At 38.2% G+C, this 22,914-nt stretch carries 22 protein-coding genes; 3 read left to right on the forward strand and 19 right to left on the reverse strand.

Features of this window, described 5'->3' with window-relative positions:
• Nucleotides 1-2: 2 nt before the first annotated feature.
• From GM418_RS17380 to GM418_RS17390, 3 genes are read right to left on the reverse strand one after another with little or no spacing between them, the layout of a single operon-like run.
• Nucleotides 3-533 (reverse strand): hypothetical protein, encoded by a 531-nt coding sequence (locus GM418_RS17380; protein ID WP_158868522.1) that lies wholly within the window; start codon nt 531-533, stop codon nt 3-5.
• Nucleotides 517-1,146 (reverse strand): class I SAM-dependent methyltransferase, encoded by a 630-nt coding sequence (locus GM418_RS17385; protein WP_158868523.1) that lies wholly within the window; start codon nt 1,144-1,146, stop codon nt 517-519. The genes GM418_RS17380 and GM418_RS17385 overlap by 17 nt, the downstream gene beginning before the upstream one ends.
• A gap of 3 nt (nt 1,147-1,149) precedes the next feature.
• Entirely contained in the window at nt 1,150-2,109 is a 960-nt protein-coding gene (locus GM418_RS17390; RefSeq protein ID WP_158868524.1) for a CE1 family esterase, read from the reverse strand.
• A 57-nt stretch (nt 2,110-2,166) separates the two neighbouring features.
• Here GM418_RS17390 and GM418_RS17395 point away from each other — a divergent pair, with 57 nt between their 5' ends.
• Nucleotides 2,167-3,033 (forward strand): ChaN family lipoprotein, encoded by an 867-nt coding sequence (locus tag GM418_RS17395; protein WP_158868525.1) that lies wholly within the window; start codon nt 2,167-2,169, stop codon nt 3,031-3,033.
• Between the two features lie 18 nt (nt 3,034-3,051).
• On the opposite strand, the gene nadD is transcribed toward GM418_RS17395, so the two are convergent.
• The 4 genes from nadD to mnmA all read right to left on the reverse strand — a co-directional run bounded on the left by nadD (nt 3,052) and on the right by mnmA (nt 6,417).
• Nucleotides 3,052-3,672, reverse strand: a complete 621-nt coding sequence (gene nadD / locus GM418_RS17400; protein ID WP_158868526.1) for a nicotinate (nicotinamide) nucleotide adenylyltransferase — start codon at nt 3,670-3,672, stop codon at nt 3,052-3,054.
• Between the two features lie 27 nt (nt 3,673-3,699).
• Nucleotides 3,700-4,284, reverse strand: a complete 585-nt coding sequence (gmk, locus tag GM418_RS17405) for a guanylate kinase (RefSeq protein ID WP_158868527.1) — start codon at nt 4,282-4,284, stop codon at nt 3,700-3,702.
• A 6-nt stretch (nt 4,285-4,290) separates the two neighbouring features.
• Nucleotides 4,291-5,166 (reverse strand): YicC/YloC family endoribonuclease, encoded by an 876-nt coding sequence (locus GM418_RS17410; protein ID WP_158868528.1) that lies wholly within the window; start codon nt 5,164-5,166, stop codon nt 4,291-4,293.
• Between the two features lie 72 nt (nt 5,167-5,238).
• Nucleotides 5,239-6,417: a tRNA 2-thiouridine(34) synthase MnmA gene (gene mnmA / locus GM418_RS17415; protein ID WP_158868529.1), complete on the reverse strand. Its 1,179-nt coding sequence runs from the start codon at nt 6,415-6,417 to the stop codon at nt 5,239-5,241.
• A gap of 178 nt (nt 6,418-6,595) precedes the next feature.
• Here mnmA and GM418_RS17420 point away from each other — a divergent pair, with 178 nt between their 5' ends.
• The gene (locus GM418_RS17420; RefSeq protein ID WP_158868530.1) at nt 6,596-7,885 is read left to right on the forward strand and encodes a spondin domain-containing protein; all 1,290 of its coding nucleotides are present in this window, start codon (nt 6,596-6,598) and stop codon (nt 7,883-7,885) included.
• A gap of 79 nt (nt 7,886-7,964) precedes the next feature.
• Here GM418_RS17420 and GM418_RS17425 read toward each other — a convergent pair whose 3' ends face one another.
• From GM418_RS17425 to GM418_RS17455, 7 genes are all read right to left on the reverse strand, one after another.
• Complete coding sequence (locus GM418_RS17425; protein ID WP_158868531.1) at nt 7,965-8,501, reverse strand: hypothetical protein; 537 nt, start codon at nt 8,499-8,501, stop codon at nt 7,965-7,967.
• Nucleotides 8,498-10,237, reverse strand: coding sequence for a hypothetical protein (locus tag GM418_RS17430; RefSeq protein ID WP_158868532.1), 1,740 nt, complete (start codon nt 10,235-10,237; stop codon nt 8,498-8,500). Before GM418_RS17430 ends, GM418_RS17425 begins: the two co-directional genes overlap by 4 nt.
• Nucleotides 10,238-10,273: 36 nt before the next feature.
• The gene (locus GM418_RS17435) at nt 10,274-11,152 is read right to left on the reverse strand and encodes a hypothetical protein (RefSeq protein ID WP_158868533.1); all 879 of its coding nucleotides are present in this window, start codon (nt 11,150-11,152) and stop codon (nt 10,274-10,276) included.
• A gap of 87 nt (nt 11,153-11,239) precedes the next feature.
• The gene (locus GM418_RS17440) at nt 11,240-12,475 is read right to left on the reverse strand and encodes a DEAD/DEAH box helicase (protein ID WP_158868534.1); all 1,236 of its coding nucleotides are present in this window, start codon (nt 12,473-12,475) and stop codon (nt 11,240-11,242) included.
• 73 nt (nt 12,476-12,548) lie between these two features.
• Nucleotides 12,549-13,793, reverse strand: a complete 1,245-nt coding sequence (locus GM418_RS17445; RefSeq protein WP_158868535.1) for a patatin-like phospholipase family protein — start codon at nt 13,791-13,793, stop codon at nt 12,549-12,551.
• Between the two features lie 98 nt (nt 13,794-13,891).
• Entirely contained in the window at nt 13,892-14,920 is a 1,029-nt protein-coding gene (amrS, locus tag GM418_RS17450; protein WP_217447507.1) for an AmmeMemoRadiSam system radical SAM enzyme, read from the reverse strand.
• Between the two features lie 67 nt (nt 14,921-14,987).
• Nucleotides 14,988-15,779, reverse strand: coding sequence for an XRE family transcriptional regulator (locus tag GM418_RS17455; RefSeq protein ID WP_158868536.1), 792 nt, complete (start codon nt 15,777-15,779; stop codon nt 14,988-14,990).
• A gap of 188 nt (nt 15,780-15,967) precedes the next feature.
• Here GM418_RS17455 and GM418_RS17460 point away from each other — a divergent pair, with 188 nt between their 5' ends.
• Nucleotides 15,968-17,260: a putative DNA modification/repair radical SAM protein gene (locus GM418_RS17460; protein ID WP_158868537.1), complete on the forward strand. Its 1,293-nt coding sequence runs from the start codon at nt 15,968-15,970 to the stop codon at nt 17,258-17,260.
• Between the two features lie 85 nt (nt 17,261-17,345).
• On the opposite strand, the gene GM418_RS17465 is transcribed toward GM418_RS17460, so the two are convergent.
• The 5 genes from GM418_RS17465 to nqrC form a co-directional block, all read right to left on the reverse strand.
• Nucleotides 17,346-19,409, reverse strand: coding sequence for a hybrid sensor histidine kinase/response regulator (locus tag GM418_RS17465; protein ID WP_158868538.1), 2,064 nt, complete (start codon nt 19,407-19,409; stop codon nt 17,346-17,348).
• Nucleotides 19,410-19,635: 226 nt separating this feature from the next.
• Entirely contained in the window at nt 19,636-20,898 is a 1,263-nt protein-coding gene (nqrF, locus tag GM418_RS17470) for an NADH:ubiquinone reductase (Na(+)-transporting) subunit F (RefSeq protein ID WP_158868539.1), read from the reverse strand.
• Between the two features lie 20 nt (nt 20,899-20,918).
• Complete coding sequence (gene nqrE, locus GM418_RS17475) at nt 20,919-21,536, reverse strand: NADH:ubiquinone reductase (Na(+)-transporting) subunit E (protein ID WP_158868540.1); 618 nt, start codon at nt 21,534-21,536, stop codon at nt 20,919-20,921.
• Between the two features lie 24 nt (nt 21,537-21,560).
• Nucleotides 21,561-22,205: an NADH:ubiquinone reductase (Na(+)-transporting) subunit D gene (locus tag GM418_RS17480; protein ID WP_158868541.1), complete on the reverse strand. Its 645-nt coding sequence runs from the start codon at nt 22,203-22,205 to the stop codon at nt 21,561-21,563.
• A gap of 3 nt (nt 22,206-22,208) precedes the next feature.
• Nucleotides 22,209-22,907 carry an NADH:ubiquinone reductase (Na(+)-transporting) subunit C gene (nqrC, locus tag GM418_RS17485; RefSeq protein WP_158868542.1) on the reverse strand — a complete coding sequence of 233 codons (699 nt, stop codon included), beginning with the start codon at nt 22,905-22,907 and terminating at the stop codon, nt 22,209-22,211.
• Nucleotides 22,908-22,914 lie beyond the last annotated feature (7 nt).

Here is a 22,914-nt window from a genome sequence, read left to right on the forward strand (position 1 = left end):
TTTTATTTTATCTGCCACGTATTTTTAAAGATTAATTTCTGAGGTGAAGGATAAAACTTTTTTCCATCGGATATTACAACTAAATCCGCTTTTAATAGCATTCTTTCCATAGCTTTTTGGCTAAATTCTTCGTCAGGGAGGACAACAAGAAACAGCCCTGGTTTGATTATTTTTACAAGCGAAGCCGATTCGACAAGCACAGGAATTTTGTTTGGAAGAATTTTTTTTATTGCTGAAAAAGCGTTTTGTAATCCGTCGTCTTTTGCCAGAATAAGATAACTTTTTACAGCCCCGTTTTGCAGATAACGCGAAGAATCTTTCCCTGATGTTTTATCTTCTTCTTCAAAAAGGGCCCAGTTTTCGCCTTTTTGAATTTCAGTCAATCCTTTTGTTATTTTATGAAAGTGGGGAGTGATTTTTATAGCCACCGGACTTTTTTCTTTCTCATTTTGAAGTATCTGGCAAGCCAGGGTGGTTTTCCCTACGTTTTGTCCACTTCCGGCGATTACAAGAATGTTATCCAGTTTTTCCATCTTTCTCTTTTCCGTTTGCTAAAGCAACAACCAATTGAAAAGTATCACGGGCAAAGTAAACTGATTTTTTTATGGCCAACCCGTTTTCTTTCAAAACGTTTTCCAAACCACCATTTTTGCAGAACTTTCTGAAATTCCTGTGGTGCTCCCTTCCTGCAATAAATTCTGCCCATCGGCTTCCGTAACCCGCAATATTTTTAGGTAGCGGAACCGAATAATCTACAATTACAATTTTTGCGGAAATTCGTTTCATCTCACCCAAAATAGATGAATACAGCAAAGGAGAAAACTGATGTAAAGCCAGCGACATCGTTGCCACATCAAATTCTTTTTCTTTAAAATGGACCAATTGTGTAGCGTCGCAAACTTTAAAACCAGTATTTTCAAATCCTTGTTTAATTTTCGTTTGAGCAGCTTTTTTTATCATTGACGAAGAAAGATCTACTCCCATAACAAATTCAGCATTTTTAGCCAGTTCGAAAACCTGGGCACCTGTTCCGCAAGCTACATCAATAATTTTTTGTTGTGGTTCGATATGAGCTGCTACTTTTTTTCTCATTTTCACCAAAACCGGATCGACAAAAGCGCCGTAAAATCCTCCTGATTCAACCATAAATTAATTTATTAATGATTTAAAAAAGCTCCATATTTCATCGCAAGCATTAAAATCCTGATTGGTATTTCCAACTATTCTTTTGGGAAGATATTGTTGGGTGCCCGGCCACGTGTGCCCCCCACCTGTTACTTTTATAGCAATAACTTTTTGTGCCGGATTTTCCTGGTTTTGATAAACTGTTTTTTCTGCTGTACACGCATCATTTTTATCGATGTCGGGAAACTCATTTTTTTGAGTTGTTTGCGTACAACCGTTTATATCCCGCCAAATTTCGATTGTTTTCTCCACACTTTGTATTTCGCCTCTTTTTTGCCTGAAAACTGTAACAGCGCCACCGTTGTATGGAACCAACGGATCTTCCGTTCCATTTATAAATATTGCCGGTACCGGATTTTCAGGATACTTTTTTTGCGATTGAACGACACTTAAATTTGCAGCAACAACGCCAATTGCTTTTATTTTTTTTGAGCACTCGAAAGCAAGACGCTGGGCCATAAAACCTCCGTTGGAAATGCCACAGACAAATATATTCCTGTGGTCAACATTCACCTTTGAATCCAAATCCGTGATTACTTTTTTAAAATAAGCAATATCGTCAATGTTTAAATTCCGTGCAACTCCAAAAGTATCCCGGGCTCCGTCGTTCCAGCTTTTTTCGTATCCCTGCGGATAAACTGCAATAAAACCATCGCGGGCTGCCAGTTGATTAAATCGAGCCCGGGTTAGTCTAAGCATTCGGTTTGCAGTGCCGGCACCCCCGTGCAACACAAATACCAACGGGTATGTTTTACTTTTTGAATAATCCTCAGGAACATAAAATTTGTAACTACGTTCATATCCATCCAATTCAAAAACAACAGTTTCCATATTGTTCTGTGCAGGCGAATCGAAGCTGCTTGTCAGGATAAAGACCAGAAAAAATAAATTTTTGTTGAGCATATTTTCATTTACAGCTTTCACCTTTTTTAAACTGATTTTGATTTTCTTTGTTGTACAATCTGACTTAAAATAATAATTATGAATCGATTTCAAATTCTGCTTTTTGTTTTGCTGTTTCTTTTTTCAGCTTTTAAATCGGATAAACCGGCTTACCTGCTTTATACAAAGGAAGGTAAAACGGTGAAATATTCAAAGATGTTAAAGGAGTTGGAAGATGCTGATGTTGTTTTATTTGGAGAGCTGCATAACAGCCCGATTTCGCATTGGCTGGAGCTGGAAGTAACAAAAGATTTATATGCCTTGAAAGAAAACAATTTAATTCTGGCAGCTGAAATGTTTGAAACAGATAACCAGATAATTTTGAGTGAATATGTGGATAGTTTGATCTCAACAAGCAGATTTGAAGACGAAGCAAAGCTGTGGCCCAATTATAAAACCGATTATAAACCATTGGTTGAGTTTGCGCGGAAAAATAAATTGCAATTTGTTGCTTCCAATGTTCCGCGCCGCTATGCATCTCTGGTAAACTCAAAAGGCTTTGAAGGTTTTGAAGAACTCACAGATGAGGCAAAGGCATTTTTACCACCGCTTCCCATAAAATATGATCCGGAATTAAATTGTTACAAAAGTATGATGGAGATGGAAGGAATGGGAGCCCATGTTACTCCTAATTTCCCTAAAGCGCAAGCCATAAAAGATGCAACAATGGCACATTCAATTTTACAATTCTGGAAACCGGGGAAACAATTGATCCATTACCACGGTGCATACCATTCAGAAAATTTTGAAAGCATTTACTGGTATCTGAAACAGGTCAATCCTAATCTGAATATCGTAACCATCCATTCGGTGTCTCAGGCTGACAATACCAAACTTACAGAAAAAAATACCGGAAAAGCGGATTACACCATTTGTGTTGATGAGGATATGACGAGCACGAGGTAGTTTTAGCTTGTGTCGGAATTATTTGTAAAAATTCATTTCCTCCAGATATTCCCACGTTTTATGCGGAAGATAGTGTCGCACATTTTTACCATCGCGAACAGCACTTCGGATAAAAGTTGAAGAAATATCCATCAGAGGAGCGTTTGTTAATTGGATATTGGGGTGGGGATTATATTTTGTTTTATCAAAACCGGGGCGCGGGTATACAATAACGCCGTGATTTTCAATTATCGTTTCATAATTTTTCCACTTGTGAAAATTTTCCAGATTATCAGAACCCATCAAAATTTTAAAATCATATTCCGGGTGCTTATCGTTTAAATAAGCAAGTGTATCAACCGTGTAGCTTGGTTTGGTCAAGGTAAATTCTATATTAGAAACACGAAAGCGATCATCTTCGTCAACTGCGCGGTGAACCATTTCAAGCCTTTGATAATCGTCCAGCAAGTTTGTCTTTTTTTTGTGTGGATTGTGCGGTGAAACCACAAACCACAACTGGTCGATTTCGGTAAATTCGACCATGTAATTTGCAATAGCGAGATGACCGATATGAATTGGATTGTAAGTGCCAAAATACAAACCAATTTTTAATTTCAGATTGGTTTTTGGAGCGAGGATATCGGTTACAATGTTTCCCATTTCAGTGGATAATTCAGATTTGGTAAATCAGCTCTCTAAAAAAATATTTACAATTTTTTCTGCTTCCACAAAAGCTTCCTCTAGATTTTCGTTTACAATAATGACATCAAATTGGTCGGCAAAACCTAGTTCGTATTTTGCTTTGGCAATCCTGGTTTTAATTCTTTCTTCTGTTTCTGTAGATCGGTTTGTAAGGCGATTTTTTAGTTCTTCAACTGAAGGTGGTTTTACAAAAATTGCAAGTGCTTCATCGCCGTAAAATCGCTTTATATTGAGTCCGCCAATTACATCAACATCAAAAATTACATTTTTACCCTGATTTCGAATTCGTTCCACCTCGCTTTTCAATGTGCCGTAACTCGTTCCTTTATATACTTCTTCCCATTCCAGAAATTCATCATTTTTTATTTTTTCCAGAAATTCGATTTCTGAAAGAAAATAGTAGTCTTTTGCATGTGTTTCTGTGTGCCTTTTTTCACGGCTGGTTGCCGAAATCGAAAATTCAAGATTGAGTTTTTTTGTCAGAAGATGTTTTACAATGGTTGTTTTTCCCGCCCCGGAAGGTGCTGAAAAAATAATTAGTTTACCTTTTTCATTAGCGTCAATACTCATATTTTACTATAAAATATTTAAAAGTTGTTCTTTAACACGTTCCAGGTGGTCTTTCATTTGAACAACAATCCGCTGGATATTTTTTTCATTGGCTTTTGACCCAATCGTATTAATTTCCCGGCCAATTTCCTGAGAAATAAATCCCAGTTTTTTACCCGTACTTAACTCTTCTTCCAATGTTTCCTTGAAATAACTGCAATGGTTGGCCAGCCTTACTTTTTCTTCGTTGATATCCAGTTTTTCAAGATAAAAAATCAGTTCCTGTTCAAACCGGTTTTCGTCCACGTTTCCGTTCAGTTTTAAGCTTTCAAGACTGTCTGTCAACCGGTTTTTTATCGTTTCCATTCTTTGCTGTTCAAATGGTTCAACCTGAGCTAAAAGACTCTGAATGCTGGAGATATTCCCCGAAATATCGCTTAACAATGCCGCTCCTTCCTGAATTCTGAAACTGTCAATATCTTCCAGTGCTTTGTAAATATTCTTCCGGATGGTTTCCCATTCCTGTTCATCCAGCGTTTCATATTCGGTTTTTACCACATCAGGTAAACGCAGGGCGGTGTGAAGAGCATGGAAATCGGTCTCAACACCTAACTCTGTACTGATTTGTTTTAGATGATTAAAGTATCCTTTTAAAATCGGTTCGTTTATTTTTGAATTGGACTCTTCACCTAAATTTTCCACATAGATATTAAAATCAACTTTTCCGCGGACCAGCTTTTCTGAGATCATTTTGCGGATAATGATGTCTTTCTCACGATAAAGTGCCGGTGTCCGGGTATTTATATCTATTTGTTTGCTGTTCAGCGACTTTATTTCGATTGTAATTTTTTTGTTGTTTACCTCGAATTCGGCTTTTCCAAAGCCGGTCATAGATTTAATCATGTCAAATTAATTTTTGCTAATTTAATATAAAGTTGGAAGTCGGAAGCCGGAAGTGGGAAGTTTTCTGTAAATTTATGTGATTACTCCTGACCCGATTAACTCTTCTCCCAAATACCAGGCTGCAAACTGCCCCGAGGTAATTCCCCGTTGTTCTTTTTCAAAAAGAAAATAAGCACCTTCTTCTTTTATGTGTATCGACCCTTTTTCCAGAGGTTGCCGGTAGCGAATACGGATGTCAAATTTCCTTTTTTCCCCAACATTCATTTTTAAATCGTGGCGAATCCAATGTATATCTTTTGCAGCAACAAACAATCCGGGGCGAAAGAGTCCCGGATGATTTTGCCCTTCGCCTACATAAATAATATTGCGTTGTACATCCGTTCCGATAACAAAAAGTGGTTCTTTGTGTCCTCCAATGTTCAACCCTTTACGTTGCCCAATGGTATAAAAATGGGCTCCCTGGTGCTCGCCGATTACTTTTCCGTTCCACGGTTTATAAGGATAGGCAAAACAAAATTTCCGGTAATTTTCTTCCGTTAATTCAACTTGTTTTTTCTTTTCCATAAAACGGGCAGGAACTTCAATTATATTTCCTGCTTTGGGTTGTAATTGTTGCTGAAGGAATGTGGGTAAATCTACTTTCCCAACAAAACAAATTCCCTGAGAATCTTTTCTTTCTGCAGTCGGCAGATTTTGTTCTTTTGCAATTTTCCGGACTTCAGGTTTTAGCAGGTGTCCAATCGGGAACATTGCCTTAGAGAGTTGTTCCTGATTTAGTTGGCACAGAAAGTAACTTTGGTCTTTATTCGGATCTTTGCCTGCCAAAAGCTGGTGGATGGTTTCTCCATTTACCTTCAGCTCACTTTTCCGGCAATAATGCCCGGTAGCTACAAAATCAGCATCAAATTTCAGTGCCTCTTCCAGAAAAGTATCAAATTTTATTTCGCGGTTGCAAAGCACATCCGGATTGGGTGTTCTTCCTGCCTGATACTCCGCAAACATATAGTCTACTACGCGTTTTTTATAATCTTTGCTTAAATCAACAATATGAAAAGGGATATCCAGTTTTTTGGCTACCATTTTGGCAATTAAAGCATCTTCTTCCCAGGTACATGCACTGGTTATAGCCCCAACACGCTCGTGCCAGTTTACCATAAAAAGGGCAACTACATCATAGCCCTGCTGCTTTAGGATATAAGCTGCAACGCTTGAATCAACTCCACCTGACAAACCTACTACTACGCGTTTCATGGCGCAAAAGTAGAAAGATAAAATTCAATTGTCAAAAACCAGACGAAAAATGATTGATTTATGAATCAAAATCAACACGTTACAATAAAACCTTTATGAAAAGTTGAAACCTTTGTGACTATTCTGTGATACTTTATAAGGAACTTTGAATCAGTTTATTCACACAAAAAATATGATTATGAAAGTATTACGTTTATTAATGAGTTTAGCACTGTTTGCGCTGGTGTTTACACAGTGTAAAAAAGATGATTTTACAGCGGGTATCTCAGACCCTGTATTAAAAGGAGCAAAACCTACCGGTACTTATACTGTAACCGTTGAGAACGTCTCTACACCCTATGATTATTTTGAATCCGGTGTGCAAGCTATTCCCGAAGGAAAAGATTCTCCGGGGCCTGCGCTTCCGGGTGATTCGTACAAATTTTCTTTTTATGCCGGGGCACAGCATAAATTGTCGATTGCTACCATGTATGGCTGGTCGAACGATGGTTTTTTTGCATTTGGCGACATGGGAATAAGCCTTTACGATGAAGATACTCCGGTAACTGGTGATGTCACATCTATGTTAATGCTTTGGGATGCAGGAACAGAAGAAAATCAGGAGCCGGGGATGGATAACCCACATGATGGTGCAAATGTTACTGATGGCATGATTCAGCTCATGTCAGCGGTTGGTGATGGTTTTGATTACGGAACTGTAGAGACAAACTTAAAGGTTACACTGGACTACGAAGGTAACAGTCTGTTTACGGTTACTGTTGAAAATCTGGAAAGTAGCAAAACTCCGGTTTCACCTATTGTTTGGGTCGTGCATTTTGCGGATCAGAATCCAATTTTCACACAGAGGGAGATGGATTACGGACAAGGACTTGAAGACGTTGCTGAAACCGGGAATCCCGGAGCGTTGAGCTCTTATCTGGACATGCATAGCGGTTATGTTTCACCCATTGCACCGGTTCTTTGGGTATTACACGATAAAAAAGATATGCCTGTATTTACAGCAGGGGCACCTGACTACGGACGGGGGCTTGAAATTCTCGCAGAAACAGGAAACCCCGGGCCCTTGTACGAATCGCTCACTGCAGAGGGATTTGAGACGGGAGTTCAGGCAACGCCATTTGGAAGTTCTGAAAACGGACCAATTTTTCCGGGAGAAAAATACATGTTTTCCATTGAAGGAGAGGTTGGCCAAACCTTGAGTATCGCGACAATGCTGGGTGCGTCAAACGATGTATTCTTTTCTACCGGAGATAAAGGAATTAAACTCTCTAATGGTGTATCTGAAAAAGACATTACGCATTTGGTAGAATTATACGATGCAGGAACTGAAGTGAATGAATACCCGGGAGCAAAGGGACCTGAAGATTCAGAAGAAGCAAGCATTGTTCAGCTTTTAGAGAACGTGGATGATGGATTTTGGTGGCCAACGGCGGCTCAGGTTATCAAAGTGACCATTAAAAAGAATTGAAACAGGAGAGATTCCTTTTGATATTTTTCAATGTAATTATAAAGAGTACCGGTTCCCGGGAGGGGACAGGTGCTCTATTTTATTGGTCCTCTTTTCTTTTTAGTTGGTTTGTGCCAAAACAGGCCATTTCCTTTCCCGGGAAACCTACGTCAAAAACCGTTTCAATTTCAAAGTCGTTTTTTACATTGATGGTAAAACGGGCTCGTCCTCCGGGTACGAAATTTTCTATAAATTCAGTTTCAAAAACAAATGATTCTTTTGTTGAAAGCGAATCGTTTAAAATATACCGGTTATAATATCCTTCGTTGTGAAACTGACGAAAAACATATACATTCCTTTCCTTGTCAAAGCTAATCATTCCCCGGTCATCGTGAATCTCACCATTTGAACCGTTTGATGTTGGTTCAAATTCGGAATGGTTTTTAACTTCGATAAAATTATTGTTTAAAACCCATTTGAATTCTGAGTGAATGACTGATTTTGAAGCGCTAAATCCTGAACCTGTGCCTTCCCAGTTTCCGATTAAAAAACTGAATTTTTGTAAAGGATTTTCCTGTGTGAACCCATCAAATGTAAAGACAGTGAGAACGACAAAAAGGAGTAAATATTTTTTCATAATTCTTCTGAAATATCTTGCCAAATATCTGAATTTTTTATTTTTTGAACCAAATTCATTGCTATTTCTGCATCTTCCGCCCAATTGTATTGACCCGTGGGACCCTTTCTCCGGTATTTTTTTATGTCTTCAGATGTAATTTGTATCTCGGTTAACCCATCTTTAATCAGGGATGCCAGTTTCTCGTTTTGAAATTCTTCTCCTCGGCTCCAAATTCTGTTGGCATAATACACCTGAGCATAAGCCTTTCGAAGTTTTGCAGTTAAAAGCGTACGGTTAAAAGTGTGATAAATACGGTTAAACGTTCTTGAGTTGTTGCAATATGGTTTTGCCATATTTACCTTAGAAATTGCTTCAAAGGCCTGGTTTAACGCATATTTTTTTTCTGTCAGAATGTAATCTAAATAAGTTGTGTCCATTCGTTCTTCCGGTTGCAGCCAATTGCCGGCATCAACTTCCGGCAGCGAAGATAATATGCCGTTTTCAGGGTTTTTATATTCTGCAGGAGCAAGGTGATTAACAATGTCGCTCCAATAACGGAAGCTTTGGTTTACACCGTGACCGATTTCTATCCTGGTATCTTCAGATTCTCCAAGGGTGATTTTGTGATTGAATGATGGTTGGTAACTAAAATTAATTTCTGATTGCTCGCTTGTATTTATTCCAAGTGTGTAAAATGAAGACATAATAATCTCAGGCGCCAGTTTAAAAGCATCATAAAAATAAGGCACAGCCAGCGAATCGTAGTTTTTATACAGAAACTTTAAAATGACTGAATCTGTTTCAATTTCAGGGTTTTGAAGAGCAGCATAAACGGTAAACAGATTAATTTCTGAAGGGCGGTCCAAAATTGAGCTTTTGCCCATTCGATCCGTTCGCAGCGAGAAGCCTGCAACATTGGGCATTGCCTGATAAGACTTCCACAGCTTGAGATGAAGGTCGGTAAAAATGCTGGCTACAATACCTTGTCCTTCATTTACATGAACACAGTCGAAGTCGATCAAAACCGGTATTGGAATCTTTTCCACCCAATCTGAATATTGCTGATTAATTAAAAAATTTCCCGGCAGGCTGTTGGCTATAAATTTTATACCGGGTGTTTTTATTTGCTCAAGGAAAGAAAGCAGGGTTTCCACTTCTTTTTCTGAATGAACCGGATAGCGGAGATATAATTTCAGGTTTCTTTTTTTTACAATTAAAGCTGCCAAAGAGTCTACAAAAGTTGCCAGCTTTTCTTCCGGTGTGTTTAACACTTCTGAATGCTGATTTTCTACTTTTGTTTCTGTATTATTTAAGGTAAGTACAATGCCATCAATATCCGGAATTTTATTCAGCATTTTTTCGTAGTCTTCGATGATCCACTCCCAAAAATCACGCTTATCAAGATTAATTTTTCCGTTTATCGTAAATCTTTCCGGGTAGTATTTTAAATCATATAAAGCGTGGTCCCAAACCAATACTTCATTTATTCCTGTTTCGTGGGCCTTTTCTGTTAAGTTATTTACAATATTTCGGTTCCATTGATGTTTTATATCTCTCAGCTCGTGACAAATTTCGTATGACAACTGCAACTGGTTTACTTTGTAATTTGCGCTTGATTCGAGTGTATGCAACGCAGTAGGAGTGTGATCTGTGAGGATATTCCATCCAAAAATTTCCATTTGTTTTTTTTCTTCCTGCTTACAAGCAAAAAAGAAAAATATGATAGTAGAAAGAAGCAGATACGTTTGTTTCATTCAATTGAGTTATCTTTAATATAAACACCGGATCGGCTAGTAGGTTTTTCCAAAGGGGATGGTTAAACCCAGCCAGGGCAAAACTACAAATTCTCCAATATCTGCAACCGGAAAAAATAATCCAAAATCCAAAGCTGCTTTTTGTATTATCCAACGTCCTCCCAGCGAAACCATTACGAAACTATCTCCACCTGCTTCGATAAAATAATTTTCTGTTATAAAATATCCCCGGCTGCTTAAACGGAACATTCCATTGATATTGATTAGTGGTGAAGACGCCCATTCTCCTCCGGCAAAACCGTAGCCCAAGCCAAATGTAACGTTGTTGTCGCGTGTTCCAAAAGTAGAAATGCCGTATACAATTCCAAAACCTGATTCCGATTCACCTAAAACAGTTCCCAACAGTGCTCCTGCTCCGATATTCAACCGGTCCTCCTGTATGGGAATTGATATTTTTGGTGTAAAAAATACCGGCGTGGGGCTCCCTCCAAATAAAAACAGGGGTATAATGCCGGCACCAACAGAGAAATTATCGGATAAACCATATGAAAACTGGTTCCATAATACCCAAATATTTTGATAATACCCTTCGCCTTGTTGTAATCCATATCCGTTTGGCGACCAGAAATACCTCGATGATTGCGGGTTGGCAAACCATATTTTTCCTTCTTTTACCTGTTGTATTTTTAATTTCTCCTGCGACTTAATATCTTTTTTTAAAATGGAAATTTCACCCAGGTTTTGTGTTTTTAAATACACTTTAAGCGAATCCTGGCCAACTATTTCTCCTGTAAAATAATTGCCATCATTGGTCTCTATTCGCACAAGCGAAGTATCTTGGGTGTTTTGAGACTGAACTTTGAGACATAAAAGGAGGATAAACAATACAAAAAAAGGAATTGCTGTTGTTTTCATTGTCCCGGTTTTAGTGCAAAATTGTCTTAATTAAAAATAAGTTATGAATTATTTTTAATCTATACAATTTACAACCGCTTACTGACTTTACTTTTTTCGGTTTTTATAAGAGCCGGTTTTCCCTTTCTTTTTCTTCCTGTATTTGTATTTTTTTGATTTATTTTTTTGAGAGGGGGTTCTCCATTCCGGACCTTCTCCAAATTGTTCAGGCATTGGGATTTTAAAAACTTGCCGTTCAATCAGCTGTTCGATCCGGTGGAAATAAAACATATCTTTTTCGTTTACCAAAGTAAGCGCAACTCCGGTTGCATCGGCACGCGCTGTTCTACCCACCCGGTGAACATAGTCTTCTGCGTCCTGCGGCACATCAAAATTGATAACGAGGTTGATTTCTTTTATGTCGATACCACGGCTTAAAACATCGGTTGCCACTAAAATACGTGTTCGTTTTGACTTAAATCCCTGGAGCACCTGTTCGCGTTTTTCCTGCTCCAGGTCAGATGAAATTCCTTCCGCCTGAAAACCGTTTTTTCTTAGCGAAATTGCCAGTTCCGTCACCTTTTTTTTGGTCGAACAAAAGATGAGAATGCTATTGTATTCGGGGTTTTCCGAGATTAAATGATTTATTAACCCGATTTTTTGTGTGTCGTAACACAAATAGGCGGCCTGCAAAACTCCCTCGGCAGGTTTTGAAATTGCGATATTTATTTCTTTTGGGTTTTTTAGGATTTTGGAAGCCAGCGATCTGATTTTTGGTGCCATTGTTGCACTGAACATCAGAGTTTGCCGGTTTTTAGGCAGATAGGAAATAATTTTAACTATATCGTCGTAAAAACCGATATCAAGCATTCGGTCGGCTTCGTCTAAAATCAGGTATTTTATGGTATCAAATTTTACGTAGCCCAAATTTAAATGCGAAATAAGTTTACCGGGTGTTGCAATTACGATATCAGCTCCCTGGGTTAAAGCGCGCTTTTGCTGCCCCCAATCGTCTCCGTCGCCGCCTCCGTAAATGGCTATAGAATTTATTCCCATGGTGTACCCGATTCCCTGCACCTGCTGGTCGATTTGCATGGCAAGCTCGCGGGTTGGGACAATAATAAGAGTAGTAGTTTCTCCACCAGGTAAATCGGCTACCAAATCAAATATTGGCAACAAAAATGCTGCAGTTTTTCCGGTCCCTGTCTGTGCACAGGCAATTAAATCATTTCCATCCAGTATTTCGGGAATGGCTTGTTCCTGAATTGGAGTAGCCTCCTTAAACCCCATATACGAAATTGCATCAAGCAAATCTTCGTGTATTCCTAATTCGTTAAAATTCATAAAAGAGCATCAGCTTATTTGCTGATGCAAATGTAGTTAAAATGTTTGCGATCGGTTAAAAATGTTCAAATTCTTATTTAGTACGTAATTTTTTGTAATCATCCCAACTAAATTGTTTCAGAAACAGCATTGCTTTTCGGGCTCCCAAAAGGAAAAGCAGTTTTTTTCTTTCATCACTCATTTGAAAATTGAGCCAGTTAAAATCTTTGTCGGCGTCAATGTAACAAATCAGTTTTTCAAAATCAGGGTTTTGAATGAGAAATTCATTGTCTGCATCAAATCGCATTGTGCTAATCATCGAACCGATAAATCCTCCCAGGTCATCTACATCCGCGTACTGATTCCGGTAAGTACTTAGTTTAACCCCAAAAGTAGGTTTTCTGGGTGTACTGCCTGAAGGCGAATGAAAGATGTTAATTGGAAAGTTTGATATCATTCCTCCATCAACAAATTTTACTTTTTCAGGTATTGTTCCGCTGTAGTTTGCATATTTATCCCAGGCTTCATCTGCAGGTTTTCCGGCATTTGGGATATTGTCAATTTCAAAAGGAACAAAAAAGAAAGGTACCGACATGGAAGCGCGTACCATCTTTGCGGGCGACTGTTTCCACATGTTATCACCCCAGTAAATATGAGCCATTGCCGGAAACTGAACTTTGGTTTGTGTGGTGATGTCGGCTGTTATAATATGCATGTGTGCATATTCGTCGGTGAGCGCTTGTCCCGAAATTCGGTGTCTTAAACCTTCAGGAAAATATACCTTCCCTCTTTTTTCAATAAGCTCTCCGACCGTCGTTATCTTATTTGGCGACTCTTTTAATACGGTTTCCAGCCAGCTTTCAAACTTTTTTCCCGGATTTAGCCCCAGGTTGACAAAAAGCGCTTTTTTTATCTTTCTGAAATTCCATAATAGTTTTCCCAGTACTTTTTTGAAAGGTGTACCGTTAATAACCCTTTGCATGATAGCTTTCAAAACCGGATCGCCATCAACAAATTCAAATAGATCCTGTTTGGCGAGTACATCCAAAACCTGCTGCGATTTGGCTCTATCAATGTTATCAATTCCCGCCAAAACCAGCGTGTTTATTGCCCCGGCCGAAGTTCCTGCCAAATGAAAGAAACGAATTCCCGCAGTTTCAAGAATGTAGGTGTAGCCAACAAGCGCAATTCCAAGAACACCTCCGCCTTCCTGAACCAAATCCACATATTGGTTTCCGGCATCGTCAATTACATCGGAAAATATTTTTCCTTTCAGGCCTTTTGCTTCTTCCAGCATTTGCTGAAATTCAGGCTGATTTACAAAATCTTCATAAGTCATTTTAAATCAATTTAATGGTTGAACCTTATTTCTTAAAAAAAAGATACGGAATTTCGACCGAAAGTGAGGGGATGTATTGGAGATTTTTTTGTCTTCTTTTAATAAACGATATTATTTGAGGTTCCGCAGTTTTTACAAAGTCCACCTGAGTCCACTCTTTTTAGCAAGGTATCGTAGCGGTTTCTGGTTACGATTGTTGTCTGGCAATTGCTACAAACGGTTGAAGAGCGTTTCTCGTCGCTTACATTTCCCAGGTAAACGTGGCGAAGATACTTTTTTGCAATGTCGTAAAGTTTCTCCAGCGTTTCAACTGGAGTGGGGGATTTGCTGAGCTCGTGTTGAGGGAAATAACGAGAGAGATGAAGTGGAACTTCGCAACTCAATTCGCTCGCAATCCATTGAACCATTTTTTTGAATTGGATTTCGTCATCGTTCAACTCAGGAATAACCAGGTTTGTAATTTCAAGGTGTGCGTTGCTGTTGGCAATAAACTTCAGCGTTTCCAAAACAGGCTCCAATTTTCCTTTGGTTTGCTTTAAATAGAATTCAGAAGCAAATGCTTTTAAATCGATATTAAAAGCATCGATGTAGGAAAGCAGTTCTTTTAATGGCTTGGGATTTATATAACCATTGGAAACGACGGCGTTTTTTAAGCCGTTTTGCTTTGCGAGTTTAGCCGTGTCAAGCAGGAATTCATAAAAAGTAAGCGGTTCGTTGTAGGTGTAGGCAATCCCAATATTATTATAGGTTTTTAGCGCTTCCGTTACAATTTCTTCCGGGGTTATTTCGTGGAATCCTTTAAAATCGGATGCACGGCATTGAGAAATTCGGTGGTTTTGGCAAAAATTACAACGAAGATTACAACCTACTTCTCCAATCGATAAAATGTTTTTCCCCGGGAAAAAATGATAGAGTGGTTTTTTCTCAACTGGGTCAACACCCAAGGCCGCAACTTTATTATAAACGTGGGTAATCAGTTTTCCATCGGTATTTTTGCGCACTTTACAAAATCCGTTTTGTCCGGCTTTTAAAATACAGTTCCACGGACAAAGATCACATCTGACGGTTTGGTTTTCCAGTTTTGTATAGAAAAGCGCTTCGTGCATTTTAGTTCTTCGTTTCTTCAAAGGTACGAAATGAACCCTGAATTTGATTGAAGATTTTTTTGTGGAAGTGTACAGGAACTATCGTAGTTTATTTTTTTATACTTTGAATTTCCGTTTTCAATTCGTTCATGGTTTTCATCATTTTTTGAATATCGGTTTCCGGTTCCGGTATTTCTGTATTTAGGTAGCATACAAATTTCCAGGCTTCTTTTAATTCCATAATTGGGAGTTCATAGGGTTGAAACGCTGAATTTAACGAGGCAAGTAACAAAGCTCTTTTGGCTGAAATGTAATCCTGAACGATTTTGAAAACGATACCTTCTTCGCGGGTTACAATAATGTAAGCTTCGCCATTTTTTATATTGTAAAAATTCTGAACAAACTCACCAATTACAACAGAACCGCTGGGAATGGGCAGCATTGAATCTCCGGAAATGGTAAACGCACGGTACTTTTTTTCTTTTGATAAAAAGGGCAGCTGAAAAACGGGGAGCTTACCAATGTATTCCGGATCGGTAAAACTGGTAACATAACCCGCTTTGGCTTTTTCGTTTACAAACTCAATATTATCGTTATTGGCAGAATCAACCGTTGTGGCAATTACCCGAAGATTTGTTCCACGGATAAAAACATCAAAACCATTTTGCAAGTCGGTAAACTGGCTTTCTGAAAGTTGACTTAAATCGACATTAACCAGTGTATCGATGGCGATGCCGAAATATTTTGAAAAAACCTGTAAATGCGAAACGGTTGGCTGACTGATCGAATTCTCAAGTGCATTTACTGTAGTACGTTTTAAATTAAGTGATTCTGCCAGTTCGTTTTGCGTTCTTTTTTTCCGTTTCCGTAACAGTTTTATATTGCTGCCAAAATAATTCACGTGCAATTTTTTTTATTCAAAATTACAAAAATTGTTTTCTTAATTAAAAGAAATGATTAATTTATTATCGTTGATTTTGATAATAATATTATCATTTAATAATTCTTGATTTGTATTCCACGGGATTGGAAATCCCAATTTTTGAGGTTCATCATCCCCGGTGTTGACCGGTGTTTTTTTCTGAAGAAATGGATAACGATAAAATATTACATAAACTACAAATACTTGCTGATGCTGCAAAATACGATGTTTCGTGCGCATCGAGCGGAAGCACCCGAAAGAACGGGAACAACGGACTTGGAAATGGAGTTGCTTCCGGCATTTGTCATAGTTTTACTGAAGATGGTCGCTGTATCAGTCTTTTTAAAATATTGATGACAAATTCTTGTATTTACGATTGCGCATATTGTGTCAATCGCCGGACCAACGACCGGCCACGGGCCACATTTACAACAGATGAAATTGTGGAATTGACCATAGGGTTTTATCGAAGGAACTATATTGAAGGTTTATTTCTGAGTTCGGGAATTATTAAAAATGCAGATTATACAATGGAGAGCATGGTGCTGGTTGCCAAAAAACTCCGAACCGAAGAACGCTACAACGGATACATTCACCTCAAAGCCATTCCGGGAGCCAGTCAGGAGTTGGTTCATGAAGCAGGAATTTGGGCAGATCGCCTAAGTGTAAATATTGAAATTCCGACTGAAATGAATTTACAACGGCTGGCTCCTGAAAAAAATTACAATGGCATTTTATTACCAATGAACCAGATTAAAAACGAAATTCTGCAAAGTAAAGAGGAGCGCAAGAGATATCGGAAGTCGCAACGATTTGCTCCGGCCGGACAAAGCACGCAACTTATTGTCGGGGCAACTCCTGAAACGGATAGGCAGATTATTTTATTGTCATCAGGATTGTACAAAGCTCAGAATTTGAAGCGGGTTTATTTTTCGGGTTATCTTCCTGTAAATAATTACGACAAACGTTTACCTGCCTTAACTCGCCCGCCGCTTGTACGGGAAAATCGTTTGTACCAGAGTGATTGGTTGATGCGGTTTTACCATTTTAAAGCGGAAGAGATTTTAACGGAAGACCAGCCTTTTCTGGATTTGGACATCGATCCGAAATTGGGTTACGCACTGCGGAATATGCATCTTTTTCCGGTTGATATTAATCGGGCAGATTATGAAATGATATTGCGGGTTCCCGGAATTGGAGTGCGTTCGGCACAAAAAATTATTTTGGCCCGGCGGCACCGGAATTTAAATTTCATGCATTTGAAAAAGATCGGAGTTGTAATGAAACGTGCGCAATATTTTATTACCAGCAACGAACTTCCCGTTTCTACGAAAGATTGGGAACCTGCGCGTCTGAAACGGGTTTTGGTAACACAGTCAACAACAAAAAACCGAAAAACGCTGGATACACAATTGAGTCTTTTTGCAAATTTTAAACCGGCACTTCCTCCGCTGCATTAGAAAGCGAAGTAAAAGTTTATCATACCGAAAATAAATGCAACAGGCTATCTTGTGATTGGCTATTCTGAGATTTTTAGGCGGGAATTTAATTCGTTTTGGTAATCCCTTCAGAAATTATCTCCAACAATTTGTCTTTATTAACCGGTTTTTCGATGTAATTGTTACAACCGGCTTCCAGTGTTTTCGATTTATAATCATCAATTGCATAAGCTGTTTGGGCGATAATATAAACATCGGGGTTAAATTTCCTGATTTCTTTTACTGCATCAATTCCATTTAATACGGGCATTTTCGAATCCATTAATACAATGTCAGTATCTGGATTTTCTTTTACCAACTCAATTGCTTTCATTCCATTTGTTGCATGAAGTATTTTTGCTGAAATGCCTTCGAGGATATAATTCAGGAAAAAGAATGATATTTTGTCGTCTTCAGCCACAATAACTTTTAAGCCAGTCGGAATTTTCGGTTTTGTTTGCGTTTGACTTGGTATTTCACAGGGGGTTGGGACAGCAGAGCCCAAATTATTGGGAATATCGACATAAAAGGTTGAGCCTTTGTCTGTTTCCGATTCTACGCGAATTTCTCCATCCAGCATTTTGGTGTATTCCTTGCAAATCGACAGACCTAATCCTGAACCCTCAAACCGGCTTGAAATGGAGGAATCAGCCTGGATAAAATAATTGAAAATAGCATCTTGTTTTTCGTTTTCAATACCTATACCAGAGTCTGAAATATAGAAACTTGCGTTTGTATCTGAAACGGTGTAGCCAATTTTTACATATCCGTTATGCGTAAATTTCAGCGCATTTTTTATCAGATTTGTTAAAATTGAATTTACTTTATAAGCATCGGAAAAAAAAGGTTGATTTGTATTTATCTCCTTCTGTTCAATGATTAGATCTACTCCCTTTTCTTTTGCTTCTCTTGCAAAAAACAGAAAGAGTTCATGAACAATTTTTTCGATGTTGGTTTCACAAATCTGAACCGATTCAACACCCGATTCAATTTTTGAAATTTCAATGATATTGTTGATTGTTGTAAGCATTCTTTCGCCACTTTGCTGTATGATTTCAATAAAGTTTTTATGCTCACTTTGCGAGTAATTATGTGATTTTAATAATTCAGTAAATCCCATAATTCCATTCATAGGAGTTCTGATCTCGTGACTCATATTAGCTAAAAAAGCTGATTTCATTTTGTCACTTTCTTCGGCTTTTATTTTTTGTTTTTCAAGTTCTTCTGTGATTTGAGTATTTAATTTGAGCTGAAGATGAAGGTCTTTTGTTCTGTTCCTTACACGGATTTTTAAAATACTATTAAAAGCCAGCAGGATAAGAATAACCAATAAAACAATTACACCCGCAAGAATAAAATATTTTGTAAAGTGTTGCCAGTTATTACTCTGTGTATTATAGTCTTTTATCCATTTACTATAAATCCTTTGGTATTCGCCGTTTGACATTATTATCTCCAGACCGTTGTTAAGCATTTCAGTCAATTGCGGGGCACTTTTTGAAATTTTGAAGCCCATACTGCGTTCCAGAATATCTTCGTTTCCCGGATTTATATAAGGTTTATCCAGAATACCGGCATAATACATACTGGCAATTTTCTGAGAAAAGGCACAGGTCACATCTTTTTTTTCAAGTTCTTCGAGAAGGCTCTGGTAATTGTCGACAAAAACAAACCGGGTATTGGGATTTATTGATTCCACATAGTGGGTTAAAACATCGTTTTCCCACAAAACAATTAAAGGATTTTTAATTGTTCTGATTTCATCTACAGAAATCTTATTTCGAAATTTTCGGTTATATAAAAAACAATGAGAGGTTTGAATTACAGAACGAGTATAATCGTATTCGCTATCCGGTGTTCCCGGATAATGAGCACCTGCTATTGCCTGAATTTTGCCTTCCTGAAGGTAAGTGTTTGCCTCTTGCCACTTGCTTCCGGTAACTTTAATTTCAGCGTGGTAGACATTGTTTATTGCGTTTAAAATGTCGATATTAAAGCCCACCAGTTTGTCGTTTTCGTCGAGGTAGTTATACGGAGGATAATTTGTACTGACCATCACCTCGTATTGAGCCTGTGATGAATAAAAAGAGATGAAAAGAATAAAGAGTAATAAAAGCTTTCTACCTTCCATTATGGGATTTGTTTAGTTACAAAGCTATAAAATTTTAGAATAAATTGGAATTTGTCCGAGTGTCAACAGCAGGTAATGTTTCTAAAAATTATAAATACAACAAGGCGCCTAAGGGTATGGAAATAGAAACTGTTTTAAAGATTTTAGAAACTATTGTTTATAATAGAAAAAGCCACCTCCTAAAAAGGAAATGGCTTGAAATATATGTACATTTTATTGTCTGTACTTAAGAACCAAAATCGTCGAACAATACATTTTCGTCGGGGACGCCCAAATTGTATAGCATCTTTTGAACTGCATCGTTCATCATCGGCGGACCACAAAGATAATAATCAATTTCTTCGGGTTCCTCATGCTTACTCAGGTAGTTATCGTAAATTACCTGGTGAATAAATCCAACCGGTCCTTCCCACTTGTCTTCGGGAAGCGGTTCTGAAAGTGCCAAATGAAATTTAAAATTAGGGAATTTATCTTCAATGGCACGGAATTGATCGTAATAGAAAACTTCTTTCCATGAACGTGCCCCGTACCAGAAAGTAACATTCTTTTTTTCTTCTTTTACTGTATGGAAAAGGTGGAAAAGATGCGAACGCATTGGGGCCATTCCTGCACCACCACCAATAAACATCATTTCGTTGTCGTTGTCTTTCAAAAAGAATTCTCCGTAAGGGCCCGATACGGTTACTTTATCGCCTGGTTTACGAGAGAAAATATATGAGGAACAAATTCCGGGATTAACTTTTTTAAATCCGTTGTTTGCTCTGTCCCACGGAGGCGTAGCAATACGAATGTTCAACATAACGATGTTTCCTTCAGCGGGGTGATTGGCCATTGAATAAGCACGGAAAGTTGGTTCCGGGTTTTTCATTTTCAAATCGAACATTCCAAATTTTTCCCATTCATCGCGGAATTTTTCATCCACATCCATGTCTTTAAAATCCACGTCAATTTTGGGAACATCAATCTGAATATAACCACCCGATTTAAAATCCAGGTTCTCTCCTTCAGGAAGTTTTACAACAAACTCTTTAATGAAAGTAGCAACATTGTTGTTTGAAACCACTTCGCATTCCCATTTTTTTACACCAAGAACTTCCTGCGGAATTTTTATTTGCATGTCCTCTTTCACCTTCACCTGGCATGCCAACCGCCAGTTTTCGTTTTGTTCCTTACGGGTAAAGAATCCGGTTTCAGTAGGCAGAATTGAACCACCGCCATCTTCAACCTGGCAACGGCACATGGCACAGGTTCCACCACCACCACATGCCGAGGGAAGTAGAATTTTATTGTTTCCGAGTGTGGATAAAAGTGTATTTCCGGGTTCGGTGTCGATTTCCAAATCTCCTTCATTAATTGAGACCTTTACAATTCCAGATGGAGTCAGTTTTTTCTTAGCAAAAAGCAAAATGGCAACCAACAGAATAATAATTCCAAGGAATACTACCACACTGGCAATAACTACGGTAGATTGTAACGATAATAATATCATCAGTTAATTGATTTTTTGTTTTATAATTTAATTCCTCCAAAGCCCATAAAAGCCAGTCCCATTAAACCGGTAACAATAAATGTTATTCCTAATCCGCGTAAAGGTGCAGGGACATTGGAATATTCAATTTTTTCCCGGATGGCGGCAATACCAACAATGGCCAAAAACCAGCCAACACCTGAGCCAACGCCATAAACAGTTGCTTCACCAACATTAATAAAAGCTTTCTGCTGAAGAAATAGTGAGCCTCCAAGAATGGCACAGTTTACTGCAATTAGCGGGAGGAAGATACCTAACTGGTTATAAAGAACAGGTGCAAATTTTTCTACAATCATTTCAACCAATTGCACCATTGATGCGATTATGGCAATAAACATGATAAAACGGAGGAAGCTTAAATCTACATTAGCAAATCCTTCTCCAAGCCAAACCAGGGCACCTTCGTTTAATACAAATTTTTCGAGAAGATAGTTAACCGGCACAGTGATTCCCAACACAAAAATTACGGCAATCCCCAGCCCTGTGGCAGTGCTTACTTTTTTTGAAACGGCCAGATAAGAGCACATTCCAAAGAAATAAGCAAAAACCATGTTTTCAATAAAAATTGATTTTACAAATATATTTATCAGGTTTTCCATTGTTATTCAATTTTGTGTTAGCAATTAGTCTTCAATTAATTTTCGGTTTTTGCCACGTTGTACCCAAATAATGATTCCAACAACAATAAGCGCCATTGGAGACAATACCATTAATCCGTTGTTTTCATAAAATCCACCGTTAGCTATATACCAGCTTTCCGGAATAATATTGTAGCCTAATAAGCTTCCGGATCCAAGCAACTCTCTGAAAAATCCAACAATAATAAGGATGACACCGTAGCCTGCGGCATTTCCAATGCCATCAAGGAAAGATTGCCATGGGCGATTCCCTAAAGCAAAAGCTTCCAGACGCCCCATGATGATACAGTTGGTAATGATCAACCCAACAAAAACCGAAAGCTGTTTACTTACATCATAAACAAATGCCTTTAACACCTGATCGACCAAAATTACCAGGGCTGCAATAATAACCAATTGAACGATAATTCTGATCCGGTTTGGAATCGTGTTTCGTAAAAGTGAGACAATCACATTTGCCAAAGCCAATACAGCAGTTACTGAAATAGCCATTACAATGGATGGTTTTAGTTGTGCAGTAACAGCAAGAGCAGAACAAATTCCCAGCACCTGTACTGTAATAGGATTACTGTCGTTTATCGGATCTGACAGTAATTTTATATTCTTTTTTGAAAATAATGGTTCACTCATTGCCTATGATTTTTTCTTAATTAAGAATTCTTTATAGCTGGTAAAATCATCCTGAAGCATTTTTTCAAGACCTTTACTTGTTATTGTTCCTCCTGAAATACCGTCTACGCTGTGTTCTTCCGGAGCAACCTGACCTGATTTTAATACACTGATAGAAACCAGTTTCCCTGATTCGTCAAAAATGGTTTTTCCTTTAAACGGTTCTTCAAAAGGGGTTGATGAAATTTCTGCACCCAATCCCGGAGTTTCGCCTTCATGGTCGAAATTGGCTCCGTAAATGGTATTCATATCTTCATTAAGTGAAATATAACCCCAGATCGGCCCCCAAAGCCCGGCTCCTCTCACTGGAAGTACATATTTTAATCCGTCTTCAGTCTGACATTCAAAAACAGGCAGCAACATATCCTGCGCATCTTTTGCTCTCTCTTTTTTTAAGTCGGTAGTAAATGCATTTCCTTCTGCTTGTTCTCCGTTTACATTTACTACATATTCGTTTACTATTTTTTCGGCATATAATTCTTCAGCGTTGTCTGCAGAGCTTTCAATATTAACCGAAGCCAAAATATTTTGTTTCTTTTCAATTTCAACATTTTTCTGTTGACGGGGCTTTAATGCCATTGAAACAGAGGCTAAAACTGCAGCAACCAATATTACCATAACTGCTGCATAAATAAATGTGTAAGTATTACCGTTTCTGTCCATGATCTGT

Origin of the sequence: Maribellus comscasis (genome assembly GCF_009762775.1) — a bacterium.
GTDB classification, from domain to species: domain Bacteria; phylum Bacteroidota; class Bacteroidia; order Bacteroidales; family Prolixibacteraceae; genus Draconibacterium; species Draconibacterium comscasis.